Genomic DNA, 17,462 nt, shown 5'->3' with positions numbered 1-17,462 from the left:
TAGGATTGGATCATTGTCTCTTTGGCTTAGCGAGACCGCTTCGGCACCGAAGCCACCTTGGCCAAGCCTTCTTCCTCTGTCTTCAGTTGAGCGATCAGCTTATCGCCTTCTACGTCCAGGTTAGGCAGCATACGGTCCAGCCACTTCGGCAGCCACCAGGCTTTGTCGCCGAATACTGCCATAACTGCAGGAACGAGCGCCATACGGATAATAAACGCATCGATCAGAATGCCGATTGCCAGCGCAAAACCGATTTGTTTGATCATAATATCATGCGCGAAGATAAAGCCTGCAAATACCGATACCATGATAACAGCTGCCGCTACGACCACACGGCTCGCCTGATCGTAACCGTCAATGACGCTCTCCTTGCCGTGATGCCCGTGTACATAGGACTCGCGCATGGAGCTGACCAGGAACACCTGATAATCCATAGCAAGGCCGTATAGAATACCGGTAACCATAATCGGCATAAAGCTCAGCAGCGGACCACCCGTGTCAAAACCGAAGAGCGAATGCAGCCAGCCCCATTGGAACACAGCCGTCGTCACCCCGAATGTGGCAAGAACACTGAGAAGGAATCCGACAGTCGCTTTGATCGGTACGATAATGGAGCGGAAGACGAGCAACAGGATAATGAGCGAGAGAATGACGATAATCCCCACGTAAAGCGGGAACACCTCAGACAATCTCGACGACATATCAATGTTGATCGCGGTAAATCCGGTAACGCCAAGCTTGATGGCATGGGTCTTCACCATCTCGGAATCCGTATCGCGAAGCTCCTGCACCAGGTTTTTCGTCTCCGCATCCGTCGGCCCCGTCTTCGGAATCAGGCTAATAATTGCCATATCGCCCGTTTGGTTCAAGCCCATTGGCGTAACCATCGACACATTCTCATGCTGCTGAAGCTCTTGAACCAACATTCCAAGCGTCTCAGGAGCGAGCGTGTCAGAAGGCCCTTGAGGCTCGGCGACCAGCAGCAGCGGGCCATTAAAGCCTTCGCCAAACCCGTCTGAAATCGCATCGTAGCTTTGTCTTGCGGCTGTGTCCAGATTCGCTGTTGCGCCTGAAGGAATACCCATCTCCATCTTCGCTACCGGAAGCGCAGCGGCTCCCAAGATCACGATGACGCCAATAATAATGACCCAGCGGCCTTTCACCACAGACTTGACCCAGCGCTGTGCTGTTCCATTGCGAGGGTGTTTTGCCGCTTCCCTGCTCTTCGCGCGGGCCTTTTCCGAACAGATCCGCTCTCCCACCAGGGCAAGCAGCGCCGGCAGTAAGGTTAAGGCAACAAGCACATTGACAAGAACCGCCACAGCCGCCACAAGCGCCATCGCGGACAAGAAGCCAATGCCGATGACGAGCATACCGCACAGAGCAATAATAACGGTTAATCCGGCAAAAAAGACAGCGCTGCCCGCCGTACCGACCGCTCGGCTCGCAGCTTCCTTAGCAGTAAGCCCCTGCTCCAGAATCATGCGGCGCTGGCGGTTTACGATAAAGAGCGAGTAGTCGATTCCGACAGCGAGGCCTACCATGAGCGCCAGAACTGGCGTGAGATCGGTCATATGGAAAATTTTCGAGAAAGCAAACGCTCCTCCTACACTAATGCCAACACCCATAAGTGCCGTCAGCAGCGGCAGTCCGGCTGCAACGACTGAACCGAGTGTCATGAACAACACGACTGCCGCGACGGCAATGCCGATCGCCTCTGTCGAGCCAATAGCAGGCTTGCCCATCAACGAATCGCTTGGCAATGCCTGAATGCCCGTGCCCTCGGCAGCTTTAGCCGCTTCAATGACGGAATCCGGCACCGAATCCGGCAGCGACATCTGCTGAACTGTGAACTGGAACTGGAACAGGGCCACGCTGCCGTCGGTTGCGAGCATGACGCCTGGAACCGGCATCCCATTCACCATAAGCGGGCCGAACGGAGGCATTGCACCAGCGGCCGCCTCCTGATTCTGAGCTGCGTCGCTCCCCTGTGCTGCACCCGCTCCGGCAGCATCACTGCCGCCCGCCGCTCCTTGTGCTGCTCCTGCCAGGGCAGCGGCGTCGCCTGCTGCAACACCGGCTTTCTCAGCCAGTTCAATCGGATTAATGACGTATTCCACGTTGTATACCTTATTCACGGCTTCGATAATAGAGGCTAGACGCTCCTCTGTATCCAAGCGCTCGCCTTGAGGCGCCTTGAACAGAATGCTTGCTTGTCCGCCGGAAGCCTCCGGCAGCTCCTCTGACAGCTTGTCCAGCACCTTCTGAGATTCTGTGCCTTCGATTTTCATGTCGGACGTGACATGTATACCGTTCACCCCGAGTAGAGCGAGTACAACCCCGAGGATGACAATCCAGCTAATAATGAAAGCCCAAGGCTTGCTGTAAGCCGACTTGCCTAATTTGTACAAGAAAGTAGACATGAGATAATGTTGCTCCTTTTCATTCTGTAATCATAAGTAACGATAGTCTAGAATCCTTGGCGCAAGTAGCTAAACATGGTATCCAAATACTGCTCGAACGTAACGGCGCCCTCCGTATCGGAGGAGGAGTGATCCGGGAGCTTTACATTCAGGCTGCCGTCCAATAATGGCAAGATCGCTCCGTAAACAGCGCCTGTAAGAAGATGGGTATAGCCTTCCGGGTGCCGTCCGCGGGACAGCTCGGTTAGCATCTCCTGAGCGCTTCTCTGCAAGCCATGAAGAGCACTTAGTATATACGGCTCAAGCGTCGGGTGCTGCTTCGATAGTTGCACGAGCTGACGCAATTTGTGGAAGTGCTCCGTTGTCATTTGCATCCTTAACAATTGGTACAGACTATCAAGCGGAGACATCTCCTTGTCGAGTGCATCGATCCATTCAATGACTTCTTCCGCTCCTTTGAAGTTGACAGCCGCTGCCGCGACCGCTTCCTCTTTGCAAGAATAATAGTTGGCGAAGGTTCTTCTGGAGTAGCCCGCTCGCTGGACGACCTCCTCCACGACGAAGCCATCCGGCCCCTTCTCCAGCGCAAGCGCAAAAGCAGCATCGGCAAGCGCACTTGCGGTAGCTTCCCTTTTCATATGGCGCAGACCAGGTTTGTTCATCATATTCCGATTACGTGTACACTCCTTTTCAAGATCATAGAAACAAGTGTATAAATGATTGCTCTTCCTTATTATTGCCCAATGAGCAAACTTGCACAATGAGCAACTTGTGAAACTTATGTGGCAATAGCGGCTGTTGGGGTCATTACCTGCTCATTTTGCTCACAAAAACAAAAGCAAATACCTTAGATCACCTCCTGCGATCCTTGGCATTTGCTCTGTGTAAGTTTCGGGTATTCGCTATTTTTTGGCGGCTTCTATGATCCAGGCGGCCAGACTGTTTATTTGCTCTTCTACCGCAATCGGATCGCGGTACCAGGACTGATTTTCATTCCAAATGTACACTTTTCCATTCCGGACTGCAGGCAGATTGCCCCAAATCGGATCAGCTTGCAAACCCTCCAACGTCGAATATGTCGTCAGAATCAAATAGTCTCCGGTGTATTCGGGCAGCATTTCCAGCGAGAACTCATAATAGGAACCATCCAACATATAATCGGGAATGTTGGAGGGCGGATTCGCTCCCAATATCTCGTACATGATCCTCCCGCCGCGCCCGGCCTTCGGTCCGAATAAAAACGCCGTGCCATCATATTCCTGCATCACAGACACCGTCTCTCCTTCATCAAGCACCGCTTGCACCGCATCGCGCAATTCACCAGACTGGCTCTCAAATCGTTCAATCCACTGTTCGGCAGTCTCCTGCTTTCCAAGCAAATCGCCAAAATAACGCATTTCCTCCTGAATGGACGCAAAGCTGTTGTAAGGCATGGCTACCGTCGGCGCAATTAGCGAAAACCTGTCCACTGTTTCCGCCTGAGCCGAATGCGTAACAATTAAATCCGGCTCCAGATCAAGCAGCACTTCCAACGATTCTCCCATAACGGTTATGCCGCTCAGCATTCCTTCCAAATATGGGCTTTCCATCAGAAGCGATTCGGACGCAATCGGCTTAACGCCAAGCGCCAGCAAAGTTCCCAAGTATGATGGCGCAGCCACACGCTGCGCAAGCGCAGGCACTTCCACATCGCCATTCGTCGCCTTGATGGTCCGCGTTTCAACGCTTGCCGATGTCAGCCCCGTATTCGCTGCATCCGTTGCGGTGCCGTTCGTGCTTTGAAGCGCTGTGCCATTATTTCCTCCTGTGTTGACCGACGATGCTTGGCAAGCTGACGCTGCCAAGGTCAGACATAATAACGCCATCGCCAACCATTTTTTTTTGCTCATTGCCATTCCAGTTCCCCCATCCAGCTCTAATTGATAATGAATATCATTATTATTAACATGATACATTGCCGGATGAGGCGCCACAACGGACAAATCTGACCACTTCATTGCACTTTTTGAAACTGCATTGCGAAATTGCTTGCGGTATTGCCCCGGCGTAATCCCGGTTTGCCTCTTGAACATGCGGCTGAAATATATAGTGTCCGGGTATCCGACATAAGCGGCTGCTTCCTGTAGCGTCGCTGCGGTCTCGCTCAGCAATCTTCGCGCCGCGTCCATCCGCAGCCGGATGATGTAATCAAGCGGACTGCATCCCATCTGTTCCTTGAATCTTCGCGATACATACTGCGGCGTATAATTCATGTGCTGAGCCAACTGTTCCAAAGAGATCGTCTCGCGATAATTCCTCGCCAAATAACGGATGACCTGCTCGGCCAACGATGGGGCGCCCGTATACTCTGTCCGCTCCAGCAATACTGCATGCGTGAATCGGATGAATTCACCTTTCGCCATTAGCCGTCTCAAGCCCTCGCTTTTCCCCAAGCTTTTTGCTATTGCTGTGCCGAGCTGCGAGTCGTTAGCGCTATCCTCCCTTTGCCACTCGGCTAGCATCGTTTCGAGCATCCCGAGCAACACAAGCGGCTCGGAAGGCGCCAGTCCCCAGCATTCCATAAAAGGATTGTCGGTTTGCAGCATCATATGAAACTCCCTCAAAGCCGTATCCGGCAACGAAGCTTTATATAAGACCATATAGACATCAAGCGATCCGCCGGACTGGACCGTTATCTTCGTCCCTTTGCCCACATGCAGCAAATGGAACCGTTCTGACAGCCACACATGTTCATCGGCCCACAGCTCGGCATGTCCATTGGCCGAAAATATAAACATGCTTGCCGGCGCAACATAGTTGCGAATTTCGTCGCTCTCGCCTATTCGTCTCAAGCGAATATCCAACACCCTGACAATGACTTGATTCCATAAATGAATTTGCTCGATCATGCTCATATTCGTTGCGCAGCGGGCTTTATTCCCTTGGCCGCCGCCTGCCCCTTCCAGTACTATATTTTAAATCAACCTTCGTTGATCATGATTATCAATATCATTTGAGCTTAACGATAACGAATGCCGTATCACACTGTCAAGTACAACCGCTTCTATTCATTGGGTAGCATGGTTTATGATAAATAGATCTATAGCAAGTGAAACTATCGTACTGAAGGAGCTTTCTCGATGAAACAGACCAAGAACATCATCTCAGACAAGTGGAAAAGGAACGGAATTATCACGATTGGCGGCATATTAATGGGGGCAGGAATAGCGGATTGCCTGTTCTCCTTGAATGAACTGGATTTAAACCAAATGGCCAGAGGATTGACGATTGCCAGCGCAGGGCTTACCATTCTGGTGGTTATAGACAACTCTAAAACGCAAAGGGAAGCCCAGCATATTCAAATCAATACTCAGCTTCGCTTAGAACAAGTAGAGAAAAAGCTGACTGCCATCGAGCAATCTCAACAAATGACGGAAAGACAGCTTCGTGAAATAAAGGAACTGCTGCATAAGGCAAAATCATAATTTTTTCGCGCAAACGATTCGCACAAAAAATGCCATCCATATGGATGGCATTTTTTGTTCCCACTTTCAGTTTAAATACGGCTGAAATTCCTCTTTAGGCTAATCGATTGCCGGTGGAGTTATGCCTGTCGCTTTACGCACCTTACTTACCGCACCGTCAAAGCCTATTACAGTTACAACATAAACGTCGTATTCCGCAACCTGCTCCTCAATTGCAACTTCATAATGAAACTCCCGATCAGCTGCAATATCCGCATAATAAAAAGCTAGCCAGTCTGGATTCAGGCTTTCGAAGCCTGCCAAAATCTGCTCTGTTGTAGGAACAGCCGCGCCCTGCGGCACGACAACAATAAATACCATGCCTGATTGATTCGTCTGCACAAGAACGTTAATGCGCGTAGTTTCATCTATAGTGTCGGCATACGTTTTAGGATAACCATTAGCAAATTCAGGCCGTTCCTCTTCAGGAACGATAATGGTATAGCTGAGAGTTAGAATTTGGCTGCTTGTATATCCCGATTTCACGGCAATTGCCTTAATCGTTGTATCCTCACCGATAACCAATGGTTCTGTATAAAGCGTGCCGTTGCTTGCTGAAGGCGCGCTTCCATCCGTTGTATAATATATCACGGCCCCCGCTATTGCGGTCGTCAGCTTGATCTCTGTACCAGGCTCCACGCTTCCACTCTCAACACTCGCCACTGGCATTGCTGCTTCAGACTGCGGAATGTTCACCGTGTAGCTAACGGTAAGGATCGGGCTGCTCGTATACCCCGTTTTCACAGCTACAGCTTTGATCGTTGTATTTTGCTCGATCAGAATCGGCCCCTCATAAAGCGTGCCGTTGCTTGCTGAAGGCGCGCTTCCATCCGTTGTATAATATATCGCGGCCCCCGCTGTCGCAGTCGTCAGCTTGATCTCTGTACCAGGCTCTACGCTTCCGCTCTCGACACTCGCCACTGGCATTGCTGCTCCTGGCACAGCCGGAACGGATGGCCCAGGCTCCGCCGGTGTCGGCACCTGCGGACGCTGCGCTGCCTCCTGCTGCTGTCTTTGTTGCTCCAAAGCCTGCTGTTGCTGTTCGAATCTCAGTCTTTCGGCGTCCGCAAGCTGTTGCTTAAGCAACTCCGCCGCTCTTTTGGCTACTTCTTCTTGCCGCTTCTTGTTCTCCTGCTCCAGCCGCTCTTTTTCAGCCAATAGCTTATTCTTCAAGGCATCCAATTTCGCCTGCTGCTCACGCTGCTTACTTTGCTCCTCCTGCTGTTTTTTTCTTTGCTCCTCCAATTGCTTCAGTTTTTCCTGCTGCTGCCGTTGCTGCTCCGTTACTTGCATCGGAGGGACATTGTCCAGATCTATTTTGTTATCCGAGTTTTTATTGACCTCGTCGATTATTTCCTGAAGCCTTTCTTTATCAAGCTTCCCTTGATCGAGGGCTAGCTTGGCAATATTCGCGAGCAAGTTCTCTAAATTTCTCTGGAATTGTTCAAGCTCGTAAGGAGACTGATTGTAAGGATTGTCGCCAGGGCTAGAACCTGCTGCCCCACTATTCAATTGTGCCAGCATCTCTGCATTCTCTTGATCGATTAGTTGTTTACTCCTTAATATCGCTTCAATGATAGAAGGTGAAGCTTGCTGAACGAAATCAGCTAGATCTACTAGTACAACTGGTTGATCGGTCACTTCAGCATCTGCCACCGTCAACTGCTGAGTCGGATATATGAAAACGGGATTCTGATTGGTTCCGCTGCCGCTTCCCTGAACAAGGCCGCTGCTTACAATTAGCCTCGAAGCTCCCGTAACCGGATCGACCCCCACAAAGAAATTCGTTCCGCGAACATCAGTCTGAGCCGTAGCGGTTATGATTTTGAAGGTATCCTTGGAGTCAACCAGCGGTGTTACGCTAGCCCCAATCATTCCGCTCCATAGAACAAGGCTCGTGTGCTTTACTTGCGACGCGCTGCTTAAATTCGAAATATACAGCTCCGAGCTTTCGTTAATCGCAAGCTCATCCTTGCGGTCAGCCGTCTTTAGGATTGCGCTTGATTTGAATTCAGTCATGATTCGATCACCGTGATGAAGGGTAACGCCATTATAGGCTCTATAGGTTAATGAACCGCCTGCCTGGCTTATCCATACCGTTCCTTTAATCTGGTCAAGTGTCGCCGTCCTCGAATGGCGATCCGCTGGAGGAAGTTGATTGACGGCTTCTGCTATTTCTCTCAAAATCACCGTTCTCGCATTCGGGTTCCATACAACATCTGTCCCAAAGGCCTCACTGAAAAACCTTAGCGGGACATAGGTGCGGGCGGCTTTGATATAAGGGGCTGCCTCCATCTCCCGCTGTTCTTGCACATCCGTTGCAGCATTCCCAGTCGCAATTACACGACTCCCGACCTGCAAATGAACACTTAGGTCTCCCTTAGTTAATTCAATAGTACGCTCGTTGTCATTGAATCCAACCTCGTAGCCCATATGCTCGCTTAACGCTCTGACGGGAACCATCGTACGTCCCTGTACAATCTCAGGCTTCACGTCAAACGGAATCATCTGATTTTCGAATACAACCTTCACTCGATCGTTTTTCGGTAAATCTCCCGGAAGCTTGTACCATTCAAGCTCACGAATTTGGTTGTTATAGCTGTCCGCAATGATCAAGTTGCCACTCGGCAATAGGGCTACATCTGTCGGATGGTGAAGCAAGTTATGACCGTTAATCCCGTCCACTTGGCCGAATTGTGCAGGCACACCGGCAATTGTGCTCACTTGTCCATTAACAAGATAACGAATGGTATGGTTCAAGCTGTCTGCAATAATCAGTCCTTGCTCTTCCGTTACGGCAATACCTCTAGGAGAATAGAAGCGCGCTTCTGAGCTGATACCATCGGCATAGCCGCCTGCAGCATACAGAGCCCCCTTTTCGTATACGGGCAGTTCTCCTTGGGACAAGCCTGCAGCCGTCGCAACTGTACCTTCAGTCAAATCGATATATCGAATGACATGATTTCCTGTATCGCTGACATATAAGTTACCTTTGTCGTCTATGGCAATGCTCGTAGGCTCATTAAACTTGGATTCTGACAACTTGCCGTCTGCATAGTCTCCTGCAGGAACCGCATAGCCAGCCGTAACCTCAATGACACGATCAGAAGGAGCATTCAAAGTGGTCACCTGTCCATCAGGCATTATACGGCGAATGGAATGATTCAAGGTATCTGCAACATACATCGTTCCATCCGCAGCAACGGCAACATCCTGCGGACGATAGAATCTCGCTGCTGAGCCTGCTCCGTCAACAAGTCCGAGAATGCCGTCTCCCGCAACGGTAGATACGATTCCGTCTTTTGATATTTTTCGGACAACATGATTTTCTGCATCCGCGATATAGACGTTGCCTTCCGAGTCCGTATCTATTCCAGAAGGACTGTTGAATACAGCGGATTGTCTGGCCCCGTCATTCCAGCCTCCGCTTGGGATTCCGCCTGCCTCCGTACCCAGCATCGCACCCGCATATGTAGAAACCTGCCCATTCGCAATTTGACGGACAAGATGGTTTTTGCCCTCTGCGACGAGCACAGAGCCGTCCTTCAACACCGTAATTCCTTGGGGCATACGGAAAGATGCCATAAGCGCCGCTCCATCCCAATCATCAAAATCACCGTTGCCGGCAAAGACCGATACGCTTGTCAGAACTTGTTGCCCAGTAATAAATCCCAATGAATCGCTCGTTTCATTGCCTTCCGCCGAAACATGCGGAACTGCTGCCAGCACCAATACGGCTATTAGCAGATACATCATCGTTTTCTTCATTTATCTCGCACCTCCATGTGAGATTGAGTTGCAATCCACTCCCGGACGACACTCGGCACACCGTCTACAGCTGTTGGATAACGGAATTGAAACCCGATTTCCTTCAATCTTTGGTTGGTGAAATAGGTGTGAGCGGTTGCATATTCCGTTAACACCGGCCCCAGAATCAATTGGCACAGCCATCTTGGAATTTCCCGAACCTTCCCTGTTACTTGCAGCTCCTGCTCGATCAAGCGCTTGAATGCCTTGGAGGACATGGGCATGTCATCACATAAGATATATCGCTCACCTGCTATGCCTTGTTCGGTTAAAAATAGACAGGCGCGCGCGGTATCCTCCACGTGAATAGGCGAAAAATAAGGTTCATACCCTTTCAGCGAATAAACAGGTTTCTTCTCATATAGCGGCTTGATGAACAGCTGCGGCATCCAGGAGTCAGGTCCGTATATTTGTGCCGGGAAGGCTGTTACAATCGGCAGCCCGCGTTCCAAATACCGGTCCAGAACATGAACCGACCCGGCGATATATGGACCCCAGCCTTTTGGCTCGCCATTATAGTTGCTGTCTCTTGGCACTTCCGAACCCGTATCGCCATAGAAGCTTGTCCCCGCAACATAGACGATTTTTTTGATCGTTACCGGGTTTACATGGTCCAAGAGCCGTACCGTCATCTCATAGTGACCCTTGCTGAAGGTCGTTGCGACCTTCTTCGTAACCTTCTCCCCCCAAGTAGGAGGCGCCGCAAGATGAATAATATATTCAGCCTGCCGAGCAGCATCCTGCCAGACTCCGTCTGATAGAAGGTCGCCGACTATCGCTTCTACGCCTTTCGCTTTCAGATCTCTGGCTTTTTCTTCGGAACGGGTCAGGACGATCGCTTCTTTCCCCTCTTTAATCACTTCATGAATTAAACGGCTGCCGACATATCCCGTGCCTCCGGTTATAAAAACTTTACTCACATCACTCTTCTCCTTCCAATTACCAAGCGCTCTTACCGGGTAAGTAATGCTGCTTTGGCTTACGCCACAGGCCATATTATAAGGAGTTGGGAATAATAAAGAGTCCTACCAAAGTAGTACAAATGCGAAAAAAAGGGACACGATATTCATCGCATCCCCATTCATTTTCCGTTTTTAAAACAAATGAAAAGCCCGACCGCGTGAGGTCGGGCTTTTCATGGTGAAGAAGACGATCAGATTTCAACTCTGTCTGAGGACAACACCACATCGAATTGTACGGATGCTGTCACTGCTTAGACTGATTAAAACTCGTGTTCTCCAAGATCGCAAGCATTTTCTCGCCTTTCTCCATAAGAGAATTGCATTGAACACACACCGGTTGTGCCTTAAAAACAAAGTTATCCCTCGTCCATCCGTTGCACTCTTTATTGGTGCATGACCAAATAGCTGTTAATTCCACTGGAAGATCATCCATTGGTCTTTTCCGTGAATAATACAAGCCGCATCCCCCTTTTATCCTGGTATCATTGACGAAAAAAAAAGCCCCATCACTAGGTCTGGGGCACTGTAATTATTTTGTAATTCTACAGTTTTACAACGTTTTCGGCTTGTGGGCCACGATTGCCTTGTACCACGTTAAATTCAACGCGTTGGCCTTCGTCCAGCGATTTGAAGCCGTCACCAGTGATAGCGCTGAAGTGAACGAATACGTCATTGCCGCCTTCAACCTCGATGAAGCCAAATCCTTTTTCTGCGTTAAACCATTTTACTGTACCTTGTTCCATGACTTATTACCTCCATATTTTCCATTTTGAAATGTCATTAAAATTTTGAAAAAAAAATCACACATCGTACAAGGTTACACATTAAAATCATAACCCTCTACAATATGTGCTCTCAGGTCGAAATTCCAATATACTAATCATAACACATCCACCACTGACTTACAACTTACTTCTTCACGTTATGTGCGCAGATGTTCCCCGCAACTCCGCATGAACATCATTAAGGTTGCCATTAATAAAATAGTTACCACAAACATCGCAATAACCGCCACAATAAATAGTGGAGGAATGATGATCAGGACAAATAAGAACAGGCTGGCGATTTGATAAATTAAAAAATAAGTCCATTTCTTATTCGCTTCTTCCGTAATGCCAGGTTGATTCTGCCTTGTTGCCATGTCTTTGATCCCCATAAGCAAATGATAAACGATCAATAGAAGCAGAACAATTGAAACAAGCCCCACGATGATGCCTAACGGATTAAAATAGAAACTCTCGCCCTGATTAGGTCGCTCATAAATCGAAAATACGGAAAGAACGACCATAATCATATTGTACGTCTTCCCCTTGGCAAAATGATCACTATGTGCCGCGAACGCTAGAAAACCCATCGTGAACAGGATATATCCAATAATATCCGGCATAATATCAATTCCCTGAATTCTGAAGTCAAACATGATAAATAAAAATCCCCAGAAAAACTTGCTAAAGCCCTCTTGTACCATAAGCCCTCCTGTAATCCCGACTTCATAAAGCATATGCCCATTTTTCTTAGAGCTATTCTTAGCATACCAGATAATGGGTGATTGGGGCGTGAATTTCCCATTCTTAACGGAGGACTGCGATCGTATTCGCGTGAATGACGGTTGTCTCTTGTCCATATTGCTGCATCGCATGCTCATAGCGCGGATCGTATCGAAACCTCACTCAAGAATCTCTCAAACCGAAATGGTAGTTTTTCGAGAGTTCTTTAACGTATGATAGTAGCTATAGGGGTGTGACTAGATGAAGAAGTGGATCGGCTGCCTGGGTGCGGCATGCGCCTTAATCGCTATTCTCTATATGATTTTTAGCGACAAGGATACGAGCGCGGTGAAGATACATGCTGTAGACGGCGTGCTGGACCTGCGCGAGCTGGCTGATTCTCCGTTCGCATCGTTAAACGGCGAATGGAATTTTATAGCCGAATCCTTCGTTACCCCGACCGAATTCATACAGGAAGCCAATCACGTAAAAGTTCCGGGTCCCTGGACGCCAGATGTGCAATGGGGGTCTTATCAGCTTCTAGTACAGCTGCCCGATAGCTGGTCAGAGATTGGTCTCCGTGTTCGAAATATATGGTCTGCCCATACGCTCTTTATTGATGGTACGGTCGTCTCCGAAGCAGGAAAACCAGGCACTTCCAGAGCGGATACGATCATGGACAACCCGGCCTACGAAGTGTACCTTACACCAGAAGACCGGGAGCTTCTGATTACGATTCATACCTCCAACTTCTACAATGCCAGAGGCGGCATCATCTTGCCTATCGATATTGGCGACGCCGAGCACATCAAGGAGGACGTTCATCAGGATCAGACCCTGGAATGGGCGGCAGCCCTTTGTTTGCTCTTATTCAGCATCTTCCATCTGACGATCTACTTGCTTCGGACCAAGGATGAAGCCTTCTTGTACAGCGGGCTCCACTTTCTGCTGCTGGCCTTAGTTATTGTGCTTCGCGGAGAACGAGTATTCATGCGCGAGTTCCCTTCTCTTCCAATCGAGCTTTATTTGCGCCTGCAGGATACCAGTACCTATGTCATGGCTCTCTTGCTTCTTGTGTTTATTGTCAAAACCATTCCGTCCATCATGAATCGGAAGACGATGATGCTGCTCTTCCTTCCGGTCCTGATCTATACCATATTAAATGCCGTACTTCCGGCCAGAGTTTTGTCAGGCGTGCAGTACCCGATCTTCTATTACATTGATCTACTGTTCCTGATCATTATCGTTCGTTTGTTCTCATTGACGATAAAAAATCAGACATCCATACGCAAAAACGAAGCGATCATTCTTCTCTTGATGCTGCTGTTTCTGGCCGTCTTCGCGATCAGCAGCTCATCGGACACGCTATTCTTCTCCGGGCGTAATGAGATTAGCCGAATCGGGTTAATTGGGGGCGTCATGATCATGAATGTGTTTCTCGGCATTCGTCTCATGAACCGGGCGGAGCAATCGGAGCAGCTTACCGTTCGATTACAAAAGGCCAATGATACGAAGGATGATTTCTTGAAGGTCGCCACGCAAGATTTGCAGAAGCCGCTGCATGATACCATCCATTTGATCCAGGCGATTAGCAGGCAACCCGATCGGCAGAAGCAAGGCGAGCAGCTATACTTGGCTGAGCAGCTCATTGGCAACATGGTTTATTTGCTTAGAGATTTGCATGACTTTACACGCATTCGATTTGATGATTATGCCATTCAGCTGAAATCTACCAATCTCCGGATGGTCATGCTTCATGTCCTGCAGCTGCTGCAGCTTACCTTTGCGAAGAAAAAGATACATATTCACGAAAATATTCCGAAACAGCTTTATGTATGGGCGGACGAGCAGCGTTTGACCCAGGTGCTGCTGCGTGTGATGACTGAGGTTTCGCATGATACAGCGGAAGACAACCTGACCATTGAAGCCGTGCAGGTAGGAGAGGATGTCATCCTTCATGTGGCGACAATCCGCAAGCAAGCGGCAACAAGGAATCACCGCCAGCAATCCTCCGGTCTCATGATGACGGAAGAGCTGGTTCAGCAGATGAACGGAAGTATCACCTATGAGCACAAGGAAAGCGGCATCCGCTTCACGCTGAAGCTCGCTTTCAGCGAGTTCAGGGAGCCGATAACCGCGCCTGAATACGAGGAGCATTCGCAATCTGTCACACTTGCCGAAGAACGGGAGCCAGGCACGCTTCTTATTGTGGATGACGATGTCATGCACGCAGAAGTCATGAAAGACATGCTAAGCGATACCTACAAGATCAGAATTGCCTATACCGCTCAAGAGGCTCTTGATTATTACCATCACCACCCGGAAATTTCGATGATGATTATCGATGACATCATACCAGGCAACCTGAACAGCCTCGAATTGCTGCAGCAAATCCGGACGAAGGCGTCATTGATGGAGCTGCCGGTCATCATGATGATCTCTTCCGAGTATCCAAAGCATATTGAGCGCATCTTCGCTTCCGGCGCCAACGATTATCTGATTAAGCCTTTCTCGAAGGAAACCTTGATGGCAAGGCTCAATGCTGCTGAGCAAACGAAGCAATCAATGCTGAAAGCGATCGAATACGAGATGGCCTTTCTGCAAACCCAGATCAAGCCACACTTCCTATACAATGCGCTGAGCAATATTATCTCCTTCTGCTACACGGATGGAGAGCGAGCCGCTTATCTGCTGACCATGCTCAGTTCCTTCCTGCGCTACATTTTTGATACGAGCCGGGATGGACAATATTCTTCCTTGCAAAAGGAGCTGGAGATCATTGAAGCCTATGTAGAGGTGGAGAAAGCCAGATTCGGCGAGCGATTAACGTTCGCTTATAACATCGATCCGCTTATTGATGCCGAGCACGTCCTCATTCCGAGCTTGCTGCTGCAGCCCTTGGTGGAAAATGCCATCCGCCATGGCTTATTTGACAAAGAGGGTCCGGGTCATGTTCAAGTCTCCATCTACTTGCACGAAGCCTCCCGCTTAAGCATACGCGTCTCTGATGATGGCGTAGGCATGTCGGCAGAGCGATGCGCTCAATTGATGGAGGGCAGGGCTGCCAATACCGGCATCGGATTTACGAATGTGCGCCGGCGCGTGCATGATCTCACCCAAGGCAGTCTGGAGATCAGCTCTTATCCGGGCAAAGGAACAACGGTTCAACTGAAGATCCCCCTCAAGGAGGCACGAGAAGATGTGGAAAGTCATCATCGTAGAGGATGAAAAGCCGATTCTGGGGCTGCATGCCAGATTGCTGGAGAGCTACGGCCCCTTTCAGGTTGCGGGCCGCTTCGAATCGCCATTCGATGCGCTGCCGGAAATCCCGAAGCTGGAGGTAGACGCGCTCCTGCTCGACATTGAGATGCCGAGAATGACGGGACTTCAGCTCGCTCAAACCTTGGTGGAAAGCGGCATTGACGTACCTGTTATCTTCACCACCGCTCACCAGCAATATGCCGTACAAGCCTTCCGTGTACAAGCGCTGGATTATATCTTGAAGCCGATGACCCCGAATACGGTTAAGCAGCTGGACGAACGCCTTCAGAAATATTATGGCCAGCGGCAGAAGCCGGCACCAAAGAAGGAGCTGCTTGTCCAGCTGTACGGAGAAGCCCATGTAAAGAAAGACGAGCATCCCATTAAATGGCCTACTCGCATAACCGAAGAGCTATTTTATTACTTTCTACTTCATGAGAATAAGTTATGCTTAAAGTGGCGAATCATCGATGATCTCTGGCCCCATGTCGAGGAGAAACGGGCGCTTCCCAATCTGTATAACACCATCTATCGCATGCGTCAGCTCTTTATGGAGCTCGGTGTCCCTATCGTCATCGAACGAATCAACGATGGTTACATCATGAGCACCAACAACAGCATTGTAATCGAGCCCAAAGAACAGCCGGATGCGCTCCTGCTGGAGTCAAAAGGGTACTTGTGGGCATATCGGTTGGAATGAGGGAAATTGAGGGTGTGCACATACATAAATCCAATCGAAAAAACCCGGCCATATACGGCCGGGTTTTATAGTGATAGCGAGCAACCTTTATCGTGAATACTCCTGTACAACTTCATACATTTTTTCGGGCCTTAATAAAGTGCTAATGGAATCTTCCGTTTGAAGGGTTAGAGCCGCGCCGGCAAGTCCCAGCTGGCATGCGCTATGCAGCGATTCATTGTTCATAATGCCATACATGGCACAAGAAGCAAAAGCGTCGCCAACCCCTGTGATGTCCACAATATCCGTTAGAAAAGAAGGCAAGTGCCCCGATTCCTCCGAAGAGGAATAATAGGCCCCCTGATCGCCCAGTGTGATAATCACATTTTTAACGCCGCGCGCTCTAATCTTTTCACATGCGATCTCACAATCTTCAATGGAATCGATCTTCATGTCGGCAAGCACCTCTGCTTCAACCCGGTTCGGGAGCAGCAGCTCTACTCCGTCCAGCCGATAAGGAAGCTTATGTGTCTTGGCTACAGATGCAGGGTCTATATACAAAGGAATATGTTCCTCGGCACAGCGTTTGATGATATAGCTTATACAGTCCTTGGGAATATTCGTATCCAAAAAAACAGCTTGTGCCGAAATAATATGGGACCATTTCTCCTCGAACATGGATACGGTCATTTTTTCGTATATGTGCATATCATCCATCGAGACTACGCTCTCTCCCGTTGGGTCCAGAAGAGTGATGAAAATTCCTGTTCGCTCAGTCGGCATCACCCAAACTTGGCTGACATCAACACCTTGGCTTTTGATTTCATTCAGGATCCAGTTGCCCTCTTTGTCGTCTCCAACACAGGTCATAATGGACGTATTACAGCGGAGCCGGCTTAAATTTTCTACAACGTTGCGTGCCGCTCCGCCGCAAGATTCATTGATTTTGACCGGATTGGAGGAAGAAAAACTGACCGTCTGATTCGAGCGCGCAATCTTGTCAATGTTAGCCCCTCCGATACAAACAATTGACGATTCCTCCCGTAAAATATAGGCCCGTCCTTTAATTTCACCGCGTCTGGTCAAGCTGGCAATATAATTGGCAACCGTCGGACGGGATAAACCAACCTTAGCGGATAACTCTTGCTGTGATATAAAAGGATTCATTCTTATATAGTCCAAAATTTGCTGTTCTTTATCCACGAAGCAACCCCATTTCTACTTGTCATCCTTAAGTACCAACCTCGTGTATGTTCCCTATCTTTATTATACAACTAAATCTACCTCCAGAATAAATTCATGCAGCTGTGGCATGCGAAATTTAGCATGATGTATGGCTT

The 17,462-nt window shown here is 49.1% G+C and carries 12 protein-coding genes; 3 read left to right on the top strand and 9 right to left on the bottom strand.

Translation table 11 applies throughout. From position 1 onward, the window contains the following. Positions 1-26 precede the first annotated feature (26 nt). The 3 genes from AC0YNW_RS07030 to AC0YNW_RS07020 all read right to left on the bottom strand — a co-directional run bounded on the left by AC0YNW_RS07030 (position 27) and on the right by AC0YNW_RS07020 (position 5,254). Complete coding sequence (locus AC0YNW_RS07030) at positions 27-2,423, bottom strand: MMPL family transporter (RefSeq protein WP_475831333.1); 2,397 nt, start codon at positions 2,421-2,423, stop codon at positions 27-29. A gap of 47 nt (positions 2,424-2,470) precedes the next feature. After that, positions 2,471-3,088 (bottom strand): TetR/AcrR family transcriptional regulator, encoded by a 618-nt coding sequence (locus AC0YNW_RS07025; protein ID WP_475831332.1) that lies wholly within the window; start codon positions 3,086-3,088, stop codon positions 2,471-2,473. Between the two features lie 237 nt (positions 3,089-3,325). Then, positions 3,326-5,254, bottom strand: coding sequence for an AraC family transcriptional regulator (locus AC0YNW_RS07020; RefSeq protein WP_475831331.1), 1,929 nt, complete (start codon positions 5,252-5,254; stop codon positions 3,326-3,328). 288 nt (positions 5,255-5,542) lie between these two features. On the opposite strand from AC0YNW_RS07020, the gene AC0YNW_RS07015 reads away from it, so the two are divergent. Continuing rightward, positions 5,543-5,887, top strand: a complete 345-nt coding sequence (locus tag AC0YNW_RS07015) for a hypothetical protein (protein ID WP_475831330.1) — start codon at positions 5,543-5,545, stop codon at positions 5,885-5,887. 99 nt (positions 5,888-5,986) lie between these two features. Here AC0YNW_RS07015 and AC0YNW_RS07010 read toward each other — a convergent pair whose 3' ends face one another. From AC0YNW_RS07010 to AC0YNW_RS06990, 5 genes are all read right to left on the bottom strand, one after another. After that, on the bottom strand, positions 5,987-9,694 hold the full coding sequence (locus AC0YNW_RS07010) for an FN3 associated domain-containing protein (RefSeq protein WP_475831329.1): 3,708 nt from the start codon (positions 9,692-9,694) through the stop codon (positions 5,987-5,989). Continuing rightward, positions 9,691-10,653 carry an NAD-dependent epimerase/dehydratase family protein gene (locus AC0YNW_RS07005; RefSeq protein WP_475831328.1) on the bottom strand — a complete coding sequence of 321 codons (963 nt, stop codon included), beginning with the start codon at positions 10,651-10,653 and terminating at the stop codon, positions 9,691-9,693. The genes AC0YNW_RS07010 and AC0YNW_RS07005 overlap by 4 nt, the downstream gene beginning before the upstream one ends. A gap of 286 nt (positions 10,654-10,939) precedes the next feature. Then, complete coding sequence (locus AC0YNW_RS07000; protein WP_387477783.1) at positions 10,940-11,152, bottom strand: cold-shock protein; 213 nt, start codon at positions 11,150-11,152, stop codon at positions 10,940-10,942. Between the two features lie 85 nt (positions 11,153-11,237). Further along, positions 11,238-11,438 (bottom strand): cold-shock protein, encoded by a 201-nt coding sequence (locus tag AC0YNW_RS06995; RefSeq protein ID WP_116047398.1) that lies wholly within the window; start codon positions 11,436-11,438, stop codon positions 11,238-11,240. Positions 11,439-11,617: 179 nt separating this feature from the next. Next, positions 11,618-12,163: a hypothetical protein gene (locus AC0YNW_RS06990; protein ID WP_475831327.1), complete on the bottom strand. Its 546-nt coding sequence runs from the start codon at positions 12,161-12,163 to the stop codon at positions 11,618-11,620. Between the two features lie 280 nt (positions 12,164-12,443). On the opposite strand from AC0YNW_RS06990, the gene AC0YNW_RS06985 reads away from it, so the two are divergent. Beyond that, positions 12,444-15,410: a histidine kinase gene (locus AC0YNW_RS06985; protein WP_475831326.1), complete on the top strand. Its 2,967-nt coding sequence runs from the start codon at positions 12,444-12,446 to the stop codon at positions 15,408-15,410. After that, positions 15,382-16,143 carry a response regulator gene (locus AC0YNW_RS06980; protein ID WP_475831325.1) on the top strand — a complete coding sequence of 254 codons (762 nt, stop codon included), beginning with the start codon at positions 15,382-15,384 and terminating at the stop codon, positions 16,141-16,143. The genes AC0YNW_RS06985 and AC0YNW_RS06980 overlap by 29 nt, the downstream gene beginning before the upstream one ends. 87 nt (positions 16,144-16,230) lie before the next feature. On the opposite strand, the gene AC0YNW_RS06975 is transcribed toward AC0YNW_RS06980, so the two are convergent. Next, on the bottom strand, positions 16,231-17,325 hold the full coding sequence (locus tag AC0YNW_RS06975; RefSeq protein WP_475831324.1) for a carbohydrate kinase: 1,095 nt from the start codon (positions 17,323-17,325) through the stop codon (positions 16,231-16,233). Between the last annotated feature and the right edge of the window lie 137 nt (positions 17,326-17,462).

This window comes from Paenibacillus sp. J31R120, assembly GCF_056269225.1.
Note: the sequence above shows the minus strand (reverse complement) of the source record. Positions and strands in the feature narration are given on the sequence as shown.